This window comes from Pseudarthrobacter sp. AB1 (assembly GCF_014926485.1).
In the GTDB taxonomy this organism is placed as follows: Bacteria; Actinomycetota; Actinomycetes; order Actinomycetales; family Micrococcaceae; genus Arthrobacter.
Genome location: NZ_PZKO01000008.1, coordinates 231,069 through 249,133 on the forward strand (window position 1 = coordinate 231,069; position 18,065 = coordinate 249,133).

Annotated in this window: 15 protein-coding genes; 12 read left to right on the forward strand and 3 right to left on the reverse strand. The window is 64.8% G+C overall.

What is annotated here, in order from left to right:
• The first annotated feature begins 13 nt into the window (after positions 1-13).
• Positions 14-691, forward strand: a complete 678-nt coding sequence (locus DAD99_RS03145) for a class I SAM-dependent methyltransferase (protein ID WP_227007562.1) — start codon at positions 14-16, stop codon at positions 689-691.
• A 9-nt stretch (positions 692-700) separates the two neighbouring features.
• The gene (locus DAD99_RS03150) at positions 701-1,219 is read left to right on the forward strand and encodes a gamma carbonic anhydrase family protein (RefSeq protein WP_185262895.1); all 519 of its coding nucleotides are present in this window, start codon (positions 701-703) and stop codon (positions 1,217-1,219) included.
• On the opposite strand, the gene DAD99_RS03155 is transcribed toward DAD99_RS03150, so the two are convergent.
• Together DAD99_RS03155 and DAD99_RS03160 are read right to left on the reverse strand one after the other, a co-directional pair.
• Positions 1,216-2,910 carry an NAD(P)/FAD-dependent oxidoreductase gene (locus DAD99_RS03155; protein ID WP_193340288.1) on the reverse strand — a complete coding sequence of 565 codons (1,695 nt, stop codon included), beginning with the start codon at positions 2,908-2,910 and terminating at the stop codon, positions 1,216-1,218. The genes DAD99_RS03150 and DAD99_RS03155 overlap by 4 nt on opposite strands.
• Positions 2,907-4,445, reverse strand: a complete 1,539-nt coding sequence (locus DAD99_RS03160; protein WP_193340289.1) for an amino acid permease — start codon at positions 4,443-4,445, stop codon at positions 2,907-2,909. The genes DAD99_RS03155 and DAD99_RS03160 overlap by 4 nt, the downstream gene beginning before the upstream one ends.
• Positions 4,446-4,555: 110 nt before the next feature.
• Here DAD99_RS03160 and DAD99_RS03165 point away from each other — a divergent pair, with 110 nt between their 5' ends.
• Positions 4,556-6,238, forward strand: coding sequence for a PucR family transcriptional regulator (locus tag DAD99_RS03165; RefSeq protein WP_193340290.1), 1,683 nt, complete (start codon positions 4,556-4,558; stop codon positions 6,236-6,238).
• Here the strand turns inward: DAD99_RS03165 and DAD99_RS03170 are convergent.
• Entirely contained in the window at positions 6,217-6,996 is a 780-nt protein-coding gene (locus tag DAD99_RS03170; protein ID WP_193340337.1) for a nitrilase-related carbon-nitrogen hydrolase, read from the reverse strand. The two genes, DAD99_RS03165 and DAD99_RS03170, sit on opposite strands and share 22 nt — an antisense overlap.
• A gap of 221 nt (positions 6,997-7,217) precedes the next feature.
• Between DAD99_RS03170 and DAD99_RS03175 the strand changes: the two genes are divergently transcribed.
• The 9 genes from DAD99_RS03175 to DAD99_RS03215 all read left to right on the forward strand — a co-directional run bounded on the left by DAD99_RS03175 (position 7,218) and on the right by DAD99_RS03215 (position 17,957).
• A complete protein-coding gene (locus DAD99_RS03175; protein WP_193340291.1) occupies positions 7,218-8,408 on the forward strand; it encodes an ROK family transcriptional regulator in 1,191 nt (396 codons plus the stop codon).
• A gap of 130 nt (positions 8,409-8,538) precedes the next feature.
• Positions 8,539-10,095: a multiple monosaccharide ABC transporter ATP-binding protein gene (gene mmsA, locus DAD99_RS03180; protein ID WP_185262890.1), complete on the forward strand. Its 1,557-nt coding sequence runs from the start codon at positions 8,539-8,541 to the stop codon at positions 10,093-10,095.
• Positions 10,096-10,140: 45 nt separating this feature from the next.
• Positions 10,141-11,409 carry a multiple monosaccharide ABC transporter permease gene (gene mmsB, locus DAD99_RS03185; protein WP_193340292.1) on the forward strand — a complete coding sequence of 423 codons (1,269 nt, stop codon included), beginning with the start codon at positions 10,141-10,143 and terminating at the stop codon, positions 11,407-11,409.
• 50 nt (positions 11,410-11,459) lie between these two features.
• Complete coding sequence (locus tag DAD99_RS03190) at positions 11,460-12,557, forward strand: sugar-binding protein (RefSeq protein WP_193340293.1); 1,098 nt, start codon at positions 11,460-11,462, stop codon at positions 12,555-12,557.
• A 167-nt stretch (positions 12,558-12,724) separates the two neighbouring features.
• A complete protein-coding gene (locus DAD99_RS03195) occupies positions 12,725-14,185 on the forward strand; it encodes an FtsX-like permease family protein (protein WP_193340294.1) in 1,461 nt (486 codons plus the stop codon).
• A gap of 2 nt (positions 14,186-14,187) precedes the next feature.
• Entirely contained in the window at positions 14,188-14,877 is a 690-nt protein-coding gene (locus DAD99_RS03200) for an ABC transporter ATP-binding protein (RefSeq protein WP_193340295.1), read from the forward strand.
• 35 nt (positions 14,878-14,912) lie between these two features.
• A complete protein-coding gene (locus tag DAD99_RS03205; protein WP_193340296.1) occupies positions 14,913-15,983 on the forward strand; it encodes a Gfo/Idh/MocA family protein in 1,071 nt (356 codons plus the stop codon).
• Positions 15,984-16,177: 194 nt separating this feature from the next.
• Complete coding sequence (locus DAD99_RS03210; protein WP_193340297.1) at positions 16,178-16,876, forward strand: hypothetical protein; 699 nt, start codon at positions 16,178-16,180, stop codon at positions 16,874-16,876.
• A 301-nt stretch (positions 16,877-17,177) separates the two neighbouring features.
• Entirely contained in the window at positions 17,178-17,957 is a 780-nt protein-coding gene (locus DAD99_RS03215; protein WP_193340298.1) for an LPXTG cell wall anchor domain-containing protein, read from the forward strand.
• The last annotated feature ends 108 nt before the right edge of the window (positions 17,958-18,065 follow it).

The window sequence follows — 18,065 nt, forward strand, 5'->3', positions numbered from 1 at the left end:
AAAGGACTGGGCCATGGAGCCAGCTGAGGCGGCGATGGAGGAACACGGGAGCGAGCAGCGTCTCGCCGAGTTCTACAACCGCCGCGCCGCGTCCGGCTGGGATCATCCCCTGTCGCCCCGGCGGGTGGAACAGCGCGAACTGTTCATCAGCCTGCTGAAATCCGAAGCCCGCCACGACATCCTGGAAATAGGCACGGGCACCGGACTGGACGGGCTGAAGTTTGTCCAGGCCGGAATCCATTACACCGGCGTTGACCTCGCCGAGGTCCACGTCCGGCAGGCCCGGTCCAAAGGCCTCGACGTCTCGGTGGCAAGCGCCCGGAGCCTGCCGTTCGCCGATGGCGCGTTTCCCGCGGTCTGGTCAATGAGCACGCTGCTGCACATCCCCGCCGCCGATATCGACGGCGTCCTGCATGAACTGGTGCGCGTTGCGGCACCCAACGCGCCCATCGCCGTCGGCCTCTGGTCCGGTGACGACGAAGAAGGTCTGAACCCGGAGGACGATCTCGAACCCCGCTTCTTCAGCCGGCGCCGCGACCAAACAGTACGGCGGATTTTCGGACGGCACGGCACGATCGAGGATTTTGTCACCTGGCCGGAGGGCACGGGCGAAGAATCCGGCCCGGGCGCCGGGAACTGGACGCAGCACTACCAGTTCCTGATCCTCCGCACCCCTGCGCAGATGTCCTAGGCTTGGCCCATGGCTCCCCTTTACGATTTCGCCGGCGAATCACCGGCCGTTCATGCATCCGCCTTCATCGCCCCGACGGCGTCGATCATCGGCAAGGCCACGCTCGCTTTGGATTCGAGCGCCTTTTATGGTGTTTCAGTCCGGGCGGACACGGCCGCCATCAGCGTCGGCGCCGGCAGTAACCTGCAGGACAACGTGGTCCTCCACGCAGATCCGGGCTTCCCCTGCACAGTCGGCGCGGGCGTCAGCGTGGGTCACGCCGCCGTCGTCCACGGCTGCACGGTGGAGGACAACTGCCTGATCGGCATGGGTGCCACCGTCCTCAACGGAGCGGTGATTGGCACAGGCTCCCTCGTAGCAGCCGGCGCGGTGGTCCTGGAAGGGACGGTTGTGCCGCCCCGGTCACTCGTGGCCGGGGTCCCCGCTAAGGTACGGCGGGAACTCACCGACGAGGAGTTCGACGGCGTCAGGCAGAACGCCGTCCGGTACGTCGAACTGGCGCGGGCGCACCGGGAGCTGCACGCTTAGTCGAGGCTGATCGGCCCGATGGCGTCCAGGAGTTCGCCGGGACCTGGATTGCCCGGCGCCGAGGACCCGCCCAGATGGTTCACCACACCCCACACAGCGTTCAGGCCGGTGGTCACAGCGCCTTCGGCCCAGCCCGCGGTGAAGGACACGTCGTCACCGGCGAGGAAGATCCCGCGCTGGGATTCGGGCAGTTTGTCCTGCTTGAAGTGCGTGAAGAGGCGCTGTTGGTAGCGGTAATGCCCCGGCAGGTTCGCCTTGAAGGCCCCCATGAAGTTGGGGTCCGCTTCCCAGGAAACGGTGATTGGCTGGCCCACGATGTGGCTGGCAATATCCACGTTCGGGTATATCTGCTCCAGCGAGTGCAGCATCAGCTCAACCCGCTCGTCGGCATCCAGCGACAGCCATTTGAGCGCGTCATCGTTCCACGTGTAGGAAAGCAGGATCACGGCGGGCTTGTCCGGGCCGTCATCCAGGAGGTACGTGGCCCTGTTCAGCCGGTCCGTCAGGGTCATGGACAGGACCTCACGGCCGGTGTCCGGATCGATGTCCTTCCAGAACGGCCGGTCCACCATCACAAACGTCTTGGACGACTGCATGTAGTGTGAGCGCTCGATCGCGGTCCACAGTTCGGCCGGGAACAGTGCCTCCTCGGTGTGGATTCGCGTGGACAGCAGCCACGACTGGCACGTGGTCACCACGGCAGGGTAGCTTGCCTCGCGGCCCCAGCGCTCCCGGATCCGGAGGTCGCCGTCGGCATCGCGGCTGATCTTGCCCACAGCCCCGCGGGGCGAGCCTGAGTGGAGCGACGCCAGGGACGTTCCGTCCGGCCAGTGGGCCATGCCCGACGGCGCGTGCTGCCACAGTGCCTCGGGGAGCCGTTGGGCTCCCCCGCTGATGAGCCGGTGCTGGTCATCGGCGTCGGTGTAGACCACGCGGAGAATTTCCAGGATGGAATTGGGGAAGTCTGTGTCCCAGCCGCCGGTGCCGAAGCCCACCTGGCCGAAAGCCTCCCGGTGCGCAAAGCCGGCTTCCTTGAAGGACTCGCTCCCGGCGATGAACCCGTAGAAGGTCTGCTCGTCCATGAGTGGCAGCAGTTCGTTCCACAGGTCCTTGATCCGGCCGGTGTCGCGGGCCCGGATGGCCTCCTGCATTTCGACGAACTTCGCGCCGTCGTTCACTGCGGCCTTCCAGGCATCGGCAACCTCGCGGAAGAACGGCGGCAGGTCCTGGGCGGTCTCGGCGTAGTACTTCTGGCCGGCCAGTTCGATCACGGTACTGGAGGTGACGGGTGCCAGCGGGTTGGGGAAATCCTGGGTGTCCAGTCCCAGCAGGTCAACGTAGTGGTAAAAGGCCCTGCCGGACACGGGGAACCGCATCCCGCCAAGATCGGCCACCACGCCGGGAGCGGACGTGAAACTGGCGGTCCGCAGGCGGCCGCCGATCTGGTCCGCTTCGTAGACAACAGGACGCAAGCCCATCTTCATCAGTTCGTACGCCGTGACGAGGCCCGAAAGGCCTGCCCCTACAACAGCGACTTCGGTACCGTAAAGCTCCGGCGGAACCGAGCCGAGCCCTGCCGGGTGGGCCAGGTAGTGGTCGTAGCTGAACGGAAAATCGGGGTTCAGCATAGTGATGGGGCCAGCCTGGGTGCTGGCCGGGTCGGAAGCCGGGAGTTCGGTGGCGACGGTCATGAAAGCTCTGCCTTCGTTGGTTCGGGGGTGGACAGCGTTGAAGATTCCGGCCTGCTCAGCTCACGGTATTCCTCCAGGCTCAGCGCCGCCACCCTGGAGTTCCGGCGCCCATAGCCGAAGTAGGCCGCCAGGCCCACCAGCATCCAGATTCCGAAGGTCACCCAGGTCTCGGCCCCGAGATTGGCCATGAGGTACGCGCACATCAGGGCGCCCAGGATCGGGGTCAGGGGGAAAAGCGGCACGCGGAACGTACGCTCCAGCTCGGGCCGGGTGCGGCGCAGGTAGATCACGGCCACGTTGACCAGGGCGAAGGCGAACAGGGTTCCGATGCTCGTGGCGTCGGCCAGGGCACCAAGCGGGACCAGCCCGGCGGTGAGGGCGACGGCGGTGCCCACCAGGAGCGTGCCGGCCGCGGGGGTGCCGGTACGGCGGGAGACGCGGCCGAAGACCTTCGGAATGAGCCCGTCGCGGGACATGGAGAGCAGGATGCGGGTCTGGCCGTACAGCACAGTCAGGACGATGCTCGCGATCGCCAGCACGGCGCCGACGGCGAAGACAAAGGCGACCCAGGGCTGGCCGGTGGTTTCTTCCAGGATCTTCACGAGGGCCGCTTCGGTGCCGTCGAACCAGCCCCAGGGGCGGGCGCCGATGGCTGCGACGGCCACCAGGACGTAGATGGTGGTGACGATGACCATGGAGAGCATGATGGCGCGGGGCAGGTCGCGCTTGGGGTTGCGGGCTTCCTCGCCGGCGGTGGAGGCGGCGTCGAAGCCGATGTAGGAGAAGAAGACCCGGGACGCGGCCGCGGAGACTCCGGCGGCGCCCATCGGCATGAGCGGTTCGAAGTTGCCCGCGTTGAAAGCGGTGAAGGCCACGACGCAGAAAAAGAGGAGGATACCCACCTTCACCACAACGATGGACGTGTTGATCCAGGCGCTTTCCTTGGCTCCGCGGACCAGCAGGATGGTTGCCAGCACCACGATGACCATGGCAGGGATATTGACCAGGCCGCCGCCGCCCGGGGGCTGGGACACGGCGTCAGGCAGGACCTGCCCGAACACGGCCAGGGCCTCGTTCACGTACTGGCCCGCGCCCACGGCAACAGCCGCGACGGAGACGGCGTACTCGAGGACCAGGCACCAGCCGCAGATCCAGGCCATGCCTTCGCCCATCGTGGCGTAGGTGTACGAATAACTGGAACCGGAGACGGGGACCATGCCCGCCATTTCTGCATAAGAGACGGCTGAAAGCAGCGCGGCGAACCCGGCGATGGCGAACGAGATCCAGATGGCGGGCCCGGCCAGCGGAACAGATTCGCCGAGGATCACCAGGATGCCGGTCCCCAGGGTGGCGCCGACGCTGATCATGGTCAGCTGCAGGACCCCGAAGCTGCGGACCAGCTTCGGTCCGCCATGGCCGCTTTCCGCTTCGCTGACCATCTGTCCGATCGGCTTCCGGCGAAGCAGTTGCGCGCCCAGCCCGGGACGGCCGGCTGCGCGGCCTGTGGCAGGTCCGGAGAGTGTTGGCACAGTCATCGTTGACGTCCGTTCGTGAGTAGTTGTCGGTTTCCCTTATCCAGCGTAGGGCTGTGAGCCGCATCTCAGGGATGTGCAAAGTGACCTATAGTTTTCAATCATGAGACGTAATGCACCAAACTTTGCCAGCGCCGGACACGTCGGCGAGGGCTCCTTCCGTGCAGCCTGATGCCGCGGACCACCTGGATGCGGTGACCCTGGGCCAGTTTTTGGCAGCACTCCCCCGGGACCTCAGGGTCCTGCACGATGCTGGTAATTCCAGCGCGCCGTTGCGCTGGGTGGAACCCAGCGAGCTGGAGGATCCCACGCCCTACCTGCTGGACGGGGAGTTCGTCCTCACGGCGGGACTGCCGTTCCTGGACGACGGCGGCACCAAGGAGCGGGCGGAAGCGTACGTCCGGCGGCTGGTCGGCGCAGGCGTCGCCGCCTTGGGATTTGGCCTGGAGCCCTACTTCGACGACGTTCCGGACCACGTACTTTCAGCCTGCCAAACCCATCAGCTCACCCTGGTGCAGATCCCCAGCAGCGTCCCCTTCGCCGCCATCGGCCTGGAGTTCTCCCAGCTCCTGGAATCCGGAAATGCCCGGGTCTTCCGCCAGCTGGCGGAGACCAATCGACGACTGATGCGGGCTGTGCTGTCGGCCAGGCCCGAGCACGAGCTCCTGTCCGAGCTGGCACAGCAGGTTCCGGTGTGGGCCCAGCTTTTCGGTGCGGACGGACGCGTGCGGGCCCGTGCGGCAGCGGCCGGGACCGGCGGGACCGGCCCTGCCGCCACCGTCGAGCCTTCTGCCCTGCAACCCATGCTCAAGCGGCTGCTGGCAGGCAACGGCCCGCGGGTGGAGGCAGACTCGTTTCCGACGGACGGTTCGGCCTTCGTCTTCGGCCATCCTCTCCGGAGCACCAAAGACGCCACCCTCGGGGCCCTCATCCTGGGCACGGACAAGCCGCTGACCCCGGCGCAGAACAGCGTGGTGTCCTCGGTGGTGGGGCTGCTGGAACTGCTGGTGCGACAACGCACCAGCGGCTCGCTCGCCCCCAGCCAGCTGGCAACGGCGCTCCTGCTGCGTCCGGAGAGTCTGGCCTCCGGATCAAGCCGGCGGCTGAACGTCCTTAGGGACCTCCTGGCCCAAAGCGTTTCCGGAACCCTGTCCGGTGCCCTGCGGGTGGTTCAGGGCGTCCGCGCGGATGCTGCGCCGACCGCGTCGCCGGACGGGCCGGTCCGGGAACTGCTGCAGTGGCGCAGGCTGTTCGACACGAAGATGGTGGAACTGACGGAATACGGATTTGCCGCCGTCACGCGGTTCAAAGTGGACGACACGCTGCTGCACGAGGTGGAGGACCTGGGCTGGCGCCTGGTGGTGGGCGATCCCACCGAAATGGCCGGCCTTCCTGCCGCCTACCAGCGCGCGGCGTCGCTGCGATCCCGTGTCCAGGCAAGCGGAGAAAGCGTGCGAGTGGATGACGTCACGTGGTCAGTCGCGGGACTGTTGGGCCGCAGCGCCGGCACCATGCTTGCCGCCCGGCTGCTGGAACCGGTCCTGGCGCAGGAGCCTGACCGCCGCAACTCCCAGCTGATCGTCCTGAAGTCATGGCTGGGCGAAAACGGCAACTGGGATGCCACCGCCAAAGCCCTCGGGATGCACCGGAACAGCGTGCGGCGCCAGATCAATGCACTGGCCGAGCTGCTGGCCATGGACCTGGGCTCCGCCCAAGTGCGCGCTGAACTGTGGATTGCACTGCAGTACGTGGACGGCCTCGAGGGCGGGGTGCCTCAGATACCCCAGGACCGGTAGAGCTCCGGGCGGCGTTCGCGGAGATAGGGCACCACGCCACGGGCATTTCGTGCAGCGTCCGGATCCACCTCGGCGTACAGGAGTTCGGCTCCCGGTCCCGCCGCGGCCAGCAGCGAACCGTCCGGCCCGGCGATGACGCTACCGCCCAGGAATTCGCAGCCGTCCTCGTTTCCGGAGTGGTTGGCATAGGCGATGGTCAGTTGACTCTCGAGCGCGCGGGCGCGGAGCAGGACCTGGGGGACGGTCTCGAAGCCGTGCGCCAGCGCAGTGGGCACCAGGAGCAGCTCTGCTCCAGCCAGTGCCGCCGCCCTGACCGCCTCCGGAAATTCCACGTCGTAGCAGATCACCATCGACGTTCGGAACCCGTTGAAGTCGACGACGGCGGGACCCGTCTCCGCGGGGCTGAACGCCTCGCGTTCGCCATCACCGAAGAGGTGCACCTTAGCGTAGTTGAGAAGCTCAGTGCCGGTGGCGTCCACCAGCGTGGAGGTGATGTGCCAATTGCCCCTGTCCGTGACTGCCGGCAGGCTGTAGGCCAGTCCGATCCCGTGGCGGCGGGCGATCCCCGACAGCGTTTCCCTGATGGCGGGAAGCCCGGAGGGGTCTAGGTCCGTGCGGAGCCGCAGCGGCGCATAGCCCACGGGAAAAAGCTCCGGGGTGACCAGGACCGCTGCGCCGTCAGCAGCGGCCGCCTGGGCAGCGGCATCCAGGGCAGCGCAGTTTGCATCCACGTCCAGTACTCGGGCGTTCGCCTGCATCAGGGCCAGCAGCACCGTTTCCACCTCACATGATCGGGACAGCCGAAGGAAGTATTCGGCCGCTTTGTCCAGCCTAACCACCGGCCGCGATCGGTTTCGGGGCCAATTGCACCACCGACGCCACAGGACGGACGGTTCGTCCCATAGCTATTTGTCTCATCCAGCAGACTCCTTGCGTTAACTTCTTGACTACAAGAGTCAAGTAGGGCAATCTTCTTTTCATGTCCGCCACACCGCGCTCGACGAGGAGCAAGCCAAAGAATCCGGGATCCCAGTCAGCTCTCCGGCAACTGAACCAGCAACGGATCATCGAGACCCTCATGAGCGGCCCGTCCACGCAGGCCGAGCTTGCGCGCCAGACCGGGCTATCCACTGCAACGGTGTCCAACATCGTCAAAATCATGCAGGACGCGGGCCTGGCGTCAACCGAACCGATCACCAGTTCCGGCCGCCGGGCGCTCAACGTGAGGCTCAACAGCAACGGCGCGGTCGCCGTGGGTATCGACTTCGGCAGGCGGCATCTCCGTGTGGTCCTGGCGTCCCTGAGCTACCACGTGATCGCCGAGGAATCAGTCCTGCTCCCCTTGGGCCACCAGGCCGAGGAAGGCATCCAGGCGGCGGTTGTGCTGCTGGATAAACTGCTCCAGGAAGGCGGCGTGGACCGGAGCCTGGTGGTAGGTGCCGGCGTCGGAATCCCTGGACCCATCGACCGCCGGACCGGGACCGTCGCGCAGGGCGCCATCCTCCCGGAATGGGTGGGCATCAACATCCTCCAACACCTGGAAGACACCCTCAAAATCCCCATTTTTGTTGACAACGACGCCAATCTTGGTGCTTGGTCGGAGGTCACGTGGGGGCCACATACGGGGGTCAGTAACCTGATGTTCCTCAAGATCGGCTCTGGCATCGGCGCAGGCCTGATCCTCAACGGTGCCCCCTACTACGGCACAGTAGGCATCACCGGTGAAATAGGCCATGCCACTATCCATGAACACGGTCTTGTGTGCCGCTGCGGCAACCGTGGCTGCCTGGAAACCATCGCCTCCACCACCACCATGATCGAGCTGCTCGGACGCGGGGAAGACCCTCCCCTCACGCCTGCGGACATCGTCCGGAAGGCCCTGGCACGCGACTCCGCGACACTGCGCGTGGTGGACGATGCAGGCCTGGCAGTGGGGCGCGCCCTGGGCAACGTAGCGAACCTGATCAACCCTGAAGTCATCGTGGTGGGAGGCCCGCTCGCGGGCCTGGGTGAGTTGCTGCTCGACCCCATTCGACGGGGGCTGATCCGGCATGCAGTACCGGTGATCGGCGAGACCACCACACTGACGATGTCCTCACTCGGGGACCGCGCGGAGGCTTTGGGAGCAGCCGCGCTGGTGTTCCAATACGCCGGCATCCGGCGTACGTAGCCGTTTCGTTATCCCCGAAGTTGCGTTAAAGACTTGACGATAACCGGTGTGATCCAGTTTACTTTTCCATCAGACCACCTTGCGCTTTGCTGGGCGGACAAAGAAGTCACCATGGGAGGCGTAAGGGCATATGACGTCCCACACCACACACAGCGATCCGATCATTCTCGAGATGCGTTCCATCACCAAGGAATTCCCCGGAGTCAAGGCACTCGACCAGGTCAGCCTCCGGGTCAAAGCCGGAGAAGTCCACGCCATCTGCGGCGAAAACGGCGCCGGCAAGTCGACCCTCATGAAGGTCCTCTCCGGCGTCTACCCCCACGGCACTTACAACGGCGACATCGTCTACCAGAACGAAGTCCAGCAGTTTAAGGACATCAGGGCCAGCGAACACGCCGGAATTGCGATCATCCACCAGGAGCTCGCCCTGATCCCGGAGCTCTCCATCATGGAGAACATCTTCCTCGGCAACGAGCCCACCAAGCGTGGCGTCATTAATTGGGATGAGGCCCGCAGCCGCTCCATCGAGCTCTTGGCCCGCGTCGGGCTCCGCGAGGATCCCGACACTCCGATCAAAGAAATCGGCGTCGGCAAGCAGCAACTCGTGGAAATCGCGAAGGCGCTCAATAAGTCCGTGAAGATCCTCATCCTTGACGAGCCCACGGCGGCCCTGAACGAGTCCGACTCCCAGCACCTGCTGGACCTGATTCTGGGCCTGAAGGGCAAAGGGATCACCTCAATCATCATCTCGCACAAGCTCAACGAGATCGAACAGATCGCGGACTCCATCACCATCATCCGCGACGGCAAGACGATCGAGACCCTTGATGTCAAGGCCGACGGTGTCGACGAGGACAGGATCATCAAGGGCATGGTCGGCCGGACCCTGGAGTCACGTTTCCCGGAACATGAACCGAAAATCGGCGAAGTGCTCTTCGAAGTCAAAAACTGGACCGTGGGCCATCCGCAGATCGAGGACCGCCTGGTCTGCAAGGGCTCGAACTTCCACGTCCGCAGCGGCGAGATCGTCGGTTTTGCCGGCCTGATGGGTGCTGGCCGGACCGAGCTTGCCAGGTCAATCTTCGGCCGGTCCTACGGACGTTTCATTTCCGGCCACCTCTACAAAGAGGGCAAGGAAATCACCCTGAAGAGCGTCCGGCAGGCCATCGACGCCGGCCTCGGTTACGTCACCGAAGACCGGAAGTCGCTCGGGCTGAACCTGCTCGACGACATCAAGACCACGACGGTGTCCGCCAACCTGGAAAAGATCAGCAAGCGCTCGGTCGTCGATGACAACCAGGAATTTGCCGTTGCCGAGGATTACCGGAAGTCGCTGCGCACCAAGACCCCGTCCGTGGAGGAAGGGGTCGCGAAGCTCTCGGGCGGCAACCAGCAGAAGGTGGTGCTGGCTAAATGGATGTTCACCGATCCGGACCTGCTGATCCTTGACGAACCGACCCGCGGGATCGACGTCGGCGCAAAGTATGAGATTTATGGCATCATCCAGCAGCTGGCGAACCAAGGGAAGGGCATCATAGTCATTTCCTCCGAGCTGCCGGAACTGCTGGGCCTCTCGGACCGCATTTACACCATCTTTGAGGGCGCCATCACCGGTGTCCTCAACAAGGAGGAAGCCAGCCAGGAAAGCCTGATGAAACTGATGACCTCCGCCCGCAAGGCCGCCTGACTTTCTGGAACATTCCAGACCCTTCCAGACACAAGGACTGACACAATGAACGCGTTAAAGAAGCTCTTTGGCGGCAACACCCGCCAATTCGGCATGATTTTTGCCCTCGTGGCACTGATCATCTTCTTCCAGGTGGCCACCGGCGGCAATACGCTCACCTCAGGCAACGTCATCAACCTCTTCAACGGCAACTCCTACATCCTGATCCTGGCCATCGGCATGGTGCTGGTGATCATCGCTGGGCACATCGATCTGTCCGTCGGTTCCGTCGCCGCCGTCGTGGGCGTTTCGGTGGCCATGGCCATGCGGGACTGGGGACTTCCCTGGTACGCCGGTGTGCTGCTGGGCCTCGCCCTCGGCGCGCTGATCGGGATGTGGCAAGGCTTCTGGACGGCCTACGTCGGTATCCCCGCCTTCATCGTGACGCTGGCCGGCATGCTGCTGTTCCGCGGCTTGAACCAGTTCATCGGCAAGTCCAACACCATCCCGGTCCCCCGCGATTTCCAGTATCTGGGCTCCGGCTACCTCCCGGAGGTGGGGCCGGACACCGGCTTTAACAACCTCACTCTGTTGCTTGGCCTCGCCGGAGTTGCGTTCGTCATCTTCAGTGCCGTGCGCTCCCGCTCCCACGCCAAGGCCATCGGCGCCCACGTCCCCGAAGCCTGGGTCGTGATCACCAAGCTGGTCCTGGTGTGCGGCGCCATCCTTTTCGCCACGTATCTGTTCGCCACCGGCCGTCCCGGCACTTCGTTCCCCATCCCGGGGCTCATCCTGGCGCTCCTCGTGCTGATTTACGGTTTCGTCTCCTCCAAGACGATCGTCGGACGCCACGTCTATGCCGTCGGTGGCAACCGCCATGCGGCCGAACTGTCGGGCGTGCAGTCCAAGAAGATCAACTTCCTGGTGATGATGAACATGTCAGTCCTCGCCGGCCTTGCGGGCATGATCTTCGTTGGCCGCTCCACCGCTTCCGGGCCGTTCGACGGCGTCGGCTGGGAACTGGACGCCATCGCGGCCGTGTTCATCGGCGGCGCAGCAGTCACCGGCGGCGTCGGCACCGTGATCGGCTCGATAGTCGGTGGCCTGGTGATGGCCGTCCTGAACAACGGCCTGCAGCTGCTCGGAATCGGCGCCGACCTGACCCAGATCATCAAGGGCCTCGTCCTGCTGATCGCGGTGGCCTTCGATGTCTATAACAAGTCCCAGGGCAAGAAGTCCATCATCGGCTTGATGATGAAGAACTTCGGCCGGAACAACGAGATCAAGCCCGACGAGACGACCAGCACCAAAGAAGTCATCCACCGCGAAGCCTGATCGGCTCCCCCACATTTCCTCCACACCACCTATAGAAAGAGAACCAAGCAATGCAAATGATTGGTAAAGCAGGAAAGGTAGCGGCGATCGCCGCCATCGCAGCACTGGCGCTGACGGCCTGCGGCCGCACGGAACCCACCACCCCCGGCGGCGCCTCAGGCGCAGCAGGATTCCCGCAGGACTCCTCGATCGGCGTCGCGCTCCCGCAGAAGACCAGCGAAAACTGGGTCCTGGCCGAGAAGCTGTTCAACGACGGCCTCAACAGCGCTGGCTTCAAGGCCGACGTACAGTTTGCCAACGGCGGCGTCTCCGAGCAGCAGAACCAGATCAGCGCCATGGTCACCAAGGGCGCCAAGGTCATCATCGTCGGCGCCATCGACGGCGCCCAGCTCGGCACCCAGCTCCGGCAGGCCAAAGACGCCGGCGCGACCATCATCGCGTACGACCGTCTGCTGCTGAACACCGAGAACGTGGACTACTACGTGGCCTACGACAACTTCAAGGTCGGCGAGCTGCAGGGCCAGGCGCTGCTGGACGGAATGAAGGCCAAGAAGCCCGAGGGTCCGTACAACATCGAGCTCTTCGCCGGTTCCCCGGATGACGCCAATGCGAAGGTCTTCTTCGACGGCGCCATGAGCATCCTGCAGCCGAAGATCGACGACGGCACCCTCACGGTCATGTCCGGACAGACCTCGTTCGAACAGGCCGTCACCCAGGGCTGGAAGGCCGAGAACGCCCAGCGGCGTACGGACACCCTGTTGGCAGGCACGTACGGCAGCGCCACGCTGGACGGCGTACTGTCCCCGAACGACACGCTGGCCCGCGCAGTCCTGACCTCCGTCAAGGCCGCCGGCAAGCCGCTGCCTGTCATCACGGGCCAGGACTCCGAGGTTGAGTCCGTCAAGTCCATCATGGCTGGTGAGCAGTACTCCACCATCAACAAGGACACCCGCAAGCTCGTTGAGCACGCGATCACCATGGTCAAGGACCTGCAGGCAGGCAAGACGCCCGAGGTCAACGATGACAAGTCCTACGACAACGGCACGAAGGTCGTTCCGGCGTTCCTGCTGGAGCCGGTCATCGTAACGGCAGCAAACGTCAAGACGGCCTACACCGACGATCCGGTACTCGGCCCGATCACCAAGTAACACCGAACGCGGACATGCCCCGGCCCCCACAGGGAGCCGGGGCATTCTGCCTTAAGCGGCCAGCCTTCACAGCGTAAACATAGGTTCGCCCGTCGTCCTGCACAGGCCCGGAAGGGAGGGTTGGAGCAGATGCCGGCCTTCCGCCGGCCCCAGATCCTAGGAGTACAGTGAGCGTCCTTGCCCGGAGTGTAGGCAATGCCTTCAGAAACAAGGTTCGAACGGCTGCGGTGGTGGCAGTCCTGGCCGTCGCGATCGGACTAGCATTGGCCATGCTGGTGGCCAACCAGGCCGTCGGAGCCAAAGTCCAGGAGCTGAACGCATCCGTCGGGACCGTCCTGACCGTCAACCCGGCTGGCGGCCAGGGCTTCGAAGGCGGCGGCGAACCGCTGACTGCCGAGCAGGCCGCCACCGCAGCTGCCGTCCCCAACGTCAGTTCCGTCGTCGGAACCGGTGCACTCAGGCTGCGGAACGCTGCCGAAGCCGCTGCGCAGACGGCGGCCGGCGGCCAGGTTAGCCCCGGCGGCGGCCAAGGCGGTCCCGGTGGACAGAGTGCCACAACGCTGACAACCAGCCTGACCGCGGCCATCGACGCAGGCACGCTGGGCGGCAGGAACCAGGCCGCGAACGGCACCACCGGAACCACCACCGCGCAGGCTGTACGCTCGCTTCCCATCACCGCAACCGGTATCGGCAGCGAAGTGGACAGCACCGGCAAGGCCCTGACCATCACCGAAGGCACCGGGCTCGGCGACTACACGGATGAATCCGCCAACGCCCTCCTGGGAACCACTCTGGCCGAGAAGAACAACCTGGCCGTCGGTTCCACGTTCACCATCAACGACCAGGCGTTCACCGTGGCCGGCCTGTTCGATTCCGGCACCGCGTTCGGCAACAATGCCCTGTACCTGACCCTCCCAACGGCCCAGACTGTCGCGGAACTGCCGGGCGAGCTGTCATCGATGATCGTGACGGTGGACAGCTTGGAAAACCTCGAGACCGCCAAGACCGCGCTTGCGTCTGCCCTGGGCACCGACAAGGCCGACGTCACCCAGGGCCAGAACCTGGAGTCCGCCGTCAGCTCGCTTGGCAGCGTCAAGAACATCTCCTTCATCGCCTTCGTCGCAGCCCTGGGCACCGCTGGACTGATCATCCTGCTGATCATGGTCATGCTGGTCCGCGAGCGCCGCCGGGAAATCGGTGTCCTGAAGGCGATCGGAGCCCCTAACCGGACCATCGGCCTGCAGTTCGTGCTGGAGGCGCTGGTACTGGTGGCCATGGGCAGCGCGGTGGGCGCCGCCGTCGCCTCCTTTGCCAGCGGAGGCATCGCTTCCGCCCTGATCAGCACTAACACCACGACGACGGCGGCCGCCACCACCGGTCGCGCGGCCGCCATGGCCGGCGCTGCCGGCGGCGCTGGAATGCCGGGCGGCGGTACCGGCTTCCCCGGCGGCCAGGGAGGACCCCTTGGCGGGGCTTCCCAGCTGCTGACATCGGTCACCGCCAGCGCCTCCCCCGGCGTCATCGCCGCCGGGATCGCAGCGGTGTTCGGCGTGGCCATCATCGGCGCGCTGGTCCCGGCACTGCTCACGGCACGCATCCGTCCCATCGAAGTCCTGCGAGGAGAATAGCCATGATTGAAGTCAAGAACCTGGTCCGCACTTTCAACTCCGGTGACCGCACCATCAAGCCGGTCAACGATGTCAGTTTTGTTCTGGAGCAGGGCACTACGGCCTCCATCGTCGGCAAAAGCGGCAGCGGCAAGAGCACACTGTTGTCCCTCCTGGGTGCGCTGGACAAACCCACCAGCGGAGACGTCGTCGTCAACGGCGTGAGCCTGGCCGGGATGCCGGACGGCAAGCTGACTGAGTACCGCCGCCGGGATATCGGGTTCGTTTTCCAGCAGTTCAACCTGATCCCCAACCTTTCCGCGATGGACAACGTCATGCTGCCCATGGAGTTCGCGGGCATGCGCAGGGCAGAGCGTCGGCAGCGGGCAATGGACCTTCTGGAGCAGGTGCAGCTGGACCCGGAGAAACAGGTGCGCCGCATCAACCGGCTATCCGGTGGCGAGCAGCAGCGTGTGGCAATCGCCCGCGCGCTGGCCAACGAACCCAGGCTGATCCTTGCGGACGAGCCCACCGGCAACCTGGACGAGCAGACCGGCGATCACATCATCGAACTGCTCAGCTCGCTCAGCCGTGACCACAACACCACTATCCTTGTGGTCACCCACGACAAGGCGTTGGCCAACAAGACGGACCGCCGCTTCAGGCTCCAGCAGGGCAGACTGGCGGAAGAACCGGCACGCGCACTGGTCTGACGTCTGAAGTAGTACTGGATGAGAGGATGGTCACCATGAGTGCGCCCATTGCCACACCGTGGCTGTCCAGTCAGCCCGACCAGGATCCCCGGTCCGGCACCGGAAAACGCCTGCGGTGGGGTGTCATAGCCACAGGCGGGATCGCGCGGTCGGTCTCGCAGGACCTGGCACTGCTTTCTGACGCCGAGCCCTACGCCGTCAGTTCCCGTTCACAGGGCACCGCGGAGAAATTCGCCACGGACTACGGTTTCACCAAGGCATACGGAGACCACGACGGCGTGCCCGGCTACCAGCGGCTGCTCGCCGATGAGTCGGTGGAAGTCGTCTACGTCGCCACACCGCACGCCCAACACCACGAGATTGTGCTTGCTGCGCTCAATGCGGGCAAGCACGTCCTGTGCGAAAAGGCGTTCACCATCAATGCCAGGGAAGCGAGTGAGCTCGCCGCGATTGCCCGGGAACGGAAGCTCTTCCTCATGGAGGCCGTGTGGTCCCGCTTCCTCCCGGGCATGCAGCGGGCGTTCGAGATTGCCGCATCCGGGGAGCTCGGGGACGTGCACTGGGTGACCGCTGACCTGGGCTTTCCCGCACCCTATTCCCCGACGTCCAGGCTGTGGGCCAGGCAGGATGGTGGCGGCGCCCTCCTGGACATCTCGGTCTACCCCCTGCTGTGGGCGGTGGGTACGCTGGGTTTCCCGCAGACCGTCAGTGCCACCGGCTGCATTAATGACGACGGCGTAGACGCCCAGAATGCTCTGACGCTCGGCTACAGCCATGGGGCTCAGGCCCAGCTGACGTCCTCGCTCCTGGCCCACGGTCCGCGGACGGCAACCGTGGCGGGTAGCCTGGGCTACCTCCAGAGCGTCGGTTCAATCAACAATCCGCGGGAGCTGGTGATCGGCATCGGCCGGGAAGGGCTGCGCTCGGAGACGTTCGACGTCGTCGGCATCGGCTATACCTACGAACTGCGCGAGGTGACCCGTTGCATCCAGCAGGGGCTCACGGAGAGCCCCGTTATGCCGCTGGAGGATTCCATCAAGACGATGCGGCTCTTTGACGGAGTGCGCGGGCAGCTGGGCGTCAGCTACCCAAACGATGCCCACTGAATTACCGGATTCTTCCCGTTTCGGGACTGTGACTTCCTTTGTAAACAGGTCTGACGATCGACATTCGGTTATCGATGGGTGAGTGACAAAGTAGTAAATATGCTGGTTGTATTTTCCATTTCCCTAGACTTGCTCCACGCGGGAGTCTTGGGCTGATGAAATCGTAGGTCTCAACCGTACTGGGGGTGGTACGCATGGCTAAAGTCCGACAGCCGTGGCGCGCGCTCCGGCCGCTGCTCCTCGCAGGTGCGGTAACCGCTACCTGGCTGACACTCTACGCGTCTGCCGCAACGGCGGACTCTTCGAGGGATTCCAGGTCCCTTCCGGACGGCGCCAACTCACCGGTTTCTTCCCTGACAGGGCCATTACCGGGTGCCTTTTCCCCCATTCTTGACGCCGGCTCGCCGGCTCCTTCACCCACCGGACTCCTGCACCCCGTAACGGGCAATGTGGCGGGCACAGCGGATCAGCTAATTGCCGCGGTCCCTGTGGTGACGAGCGTGGTTCCGGCGGGCACCGTCACGGCCGTGGCCGTCCCGGTTGCTGCAGTGGTGGATACCGCTGCAGTTGACCTGATTGAGACAGTCGCCCCGCCCCTCACCGACGCTGCACCGGTTCTTGAGCCTGTTCTGAAACCCGTGGTGGACCTGGTAGAGGTGACCGTCCTGTCCGCACCGGTCACGCTGCCCGGGCTGGTGCCGCTTGAAGTGACTGCCGTTGCCGGCGAGACCTTGGCGGTCACGGACGCCCCCGCTGCAGCAGGGCACGTCACAACTGATGCCGTCACGAACTCCCCCGGCTCTGCCGACAAATTGCTTGCCGTCACGGGAACGTCGTCGCTGCCGGTTGCAGCCGGCACAGAAATGCACGCAGTCCCGGCAGAAAGCCCTTAGACCACGGATCCTTTCACTCCTCCGGCTCCTGCCCCGGCAGGCCCAGCGTCGGGGGCAGGGAGCGGCGCCTCGCCCTCCGGCGCCTCAGGCGCTGCTGCCTGGCTGGACGAGTTCGGTTTCAACGTGCCGGTCCTGGCAGTCTTTCCCATCAGCGGATCATCTGAGCATGCCCCTTCACCGGTGTCATTCGACCCGGGTTCCTCTCCTGACTAGTTGAGCCCTGCCTGCCCTTCTCCATGGGCAGAACACGGTCTCAAGGCGCTGACCGGCGCCCAAAATCAGTTTCTCAGGAGAGAACATCATGAATTGCAACCTTCGCAGAGGGCTGCTCAGCACCCTCTTCACCGGCGGGCTACTCGCCTTCGGCGCCACCGCAGCCAGTGCCGCGGACACAACGAACGGACCGGACCTTTCCGTATCAGCCCTGGTCTCAGCCGCGGCATCCGTTGACACGACGTCGTTGGGTCTGCTGGGTGGCCCAACGCAGTCGGATGCAGCGGATGTCGCCGCTGTAGTCGACGCCAATCTTGGACTCGGCGACGGCCTTCTTGGCAGCACTGACGGCAGCGGAACGGACACCACCAACGCTGACGTCGCCGCAGCAGCGGACATCAACCTCGGCCTCGGCCTCGGCCTCGGTGACAGCATCCTCGGCGGCACCGACGGCGCTCTCGACGCTGCGGTTGACGTAGATCTGGGCCTGGACACGTCCGGCGTCCTTGATGATGTGAATGTTGGTCTTGATGCATGCGTCATCATCGGCGGCGGACCCGACGGCTGCGGAACCCCGGGTACGGAAACCACCGACCCGGGAACCGGCACGACCGGTGACACTGACACCACCGACCCGGGAACCGGTACTGACGGCACCACGGGAGCTGGCACCACCGGCATCACCGTTCTTCCCGCTGGCAACACCACGGGTTCGGTATCTGCCGCGGTGAACACCACGGGCAACACCACAAGCCAGGGCGGCGCCACCATGCTGGCCAAGACGGGCATGGATGCTTCCCTTATCCCGCTCGCCCTTATCCTGCTGCTTGCCGGACTGCTGATGCTCAAGCGTCGCCGAAAGGCCTAAGCGGACGTGGCCCTCAGCGGGCGGCGACAACTAAAACCGTCAACATACCGGCTCGGCCGTTCGCGGCATAACCAGCTTTTCCAATAGGAGGTGGTCACCGGAGAACTC

Bases quoted from the DNA above. Each gene is read 5' to 3' on its own strand.
- DAD99_RS03175 (WP_193340291.1), top strand. From the start codon at position 7,218: ATGTCCGCCACACCGCGCTCGACGAGGAGCAAGCCAAAGAATCCGGGA.
- DAD99_RS03205 (WP_193340296.1), top strand. From the start codon at position 14,913: ATGAGTGCGCCCATTGCCACACCGTGGCTGTCCAGTCAGCCCGACCAG.
- DAD99_RS03200 (WP_193340295.1), top strand. From the start codon at position 14,188: ATGATTGAAGTCAAGAACCTGGTCCGCACTTTCAACTCCGGTGACCGC.
- DAD99_RS03190 (WP_193340293.1), top strand. From the start codon at position 11,460: ATGCAAATGATTGGTAAAGCAGGAAAGGTAGCGGCGATCGCCGCCATC.
- DAD99_RS03155 (WP_193340288.1), bottom strand. From the start codon at position 2,910: ATGACCGTCGCCACCGAACTCCCGGCTTCCGACCCGGCCAGCACCCAG.
- DAD99_RS03170 (WP_193340337.1), bottom strand. From the start codon at position 6,996: ATGCAGGCGAACGCCCGAGTACTGGACGTGGATGCAAACTGCGCTGCC.
- mmsA (WP_185262890.1), top strand. From the start codon at position 8,539: ATGACGTCCCACACCACACACAGCGATCCGATCATTCTCGAGATGCGT.
- DAD99_RS03210 (WP_193340297.1), top strand. From the start codon at position 16,178: ATGGCTAAAGTCCGACAGCCGTGGCGCGCGCTCCGGCCGCTGCTCCTC.
- DAD99_RS03165 (WP_193340290.1), top strand. From the start codon at position 4,556: ATGCACCAAACTTTGCCAGCGCCGGACACGTCGGCGAGGGCTCCTTCC.
- mmsB (WP_193340292.1), top strand. From the start codon at position 10,141: ATGAACGCGTTAAAGAAGCTCTTTGGCGGCAACACCCGCCAATTCGGC.
- DAD99_RS03145 (WP_227007562.1), top strand. From the start codon at position 14: ATGGAGCCAGCTGAGGCGGCGATGGAGGAACACGGGAGCGAGCAGCGT.
- DAD99_RS03160 (WP_193340289.1), bottom strand. From the start codon at position 4,445: ATGACTGTGCCAACACTCTCCGGACCTGCCACAGGCCGCGCAGCCGGC.
- DAD99_RS03215 (WP_193340298.1), top strand. From the start codon at position 17,178: ATGAATTGCAACCTTCGCAGAGGGCTGCTCAGCACCCTCTTCACCGGC.
- DAD99_RS03150 (WP_185262895.1), top strand. From the start codon at position 701: ATGGCTCCCCTTTACGATTTCGCCGGCGAATCACCGGCCGTTCATGCA.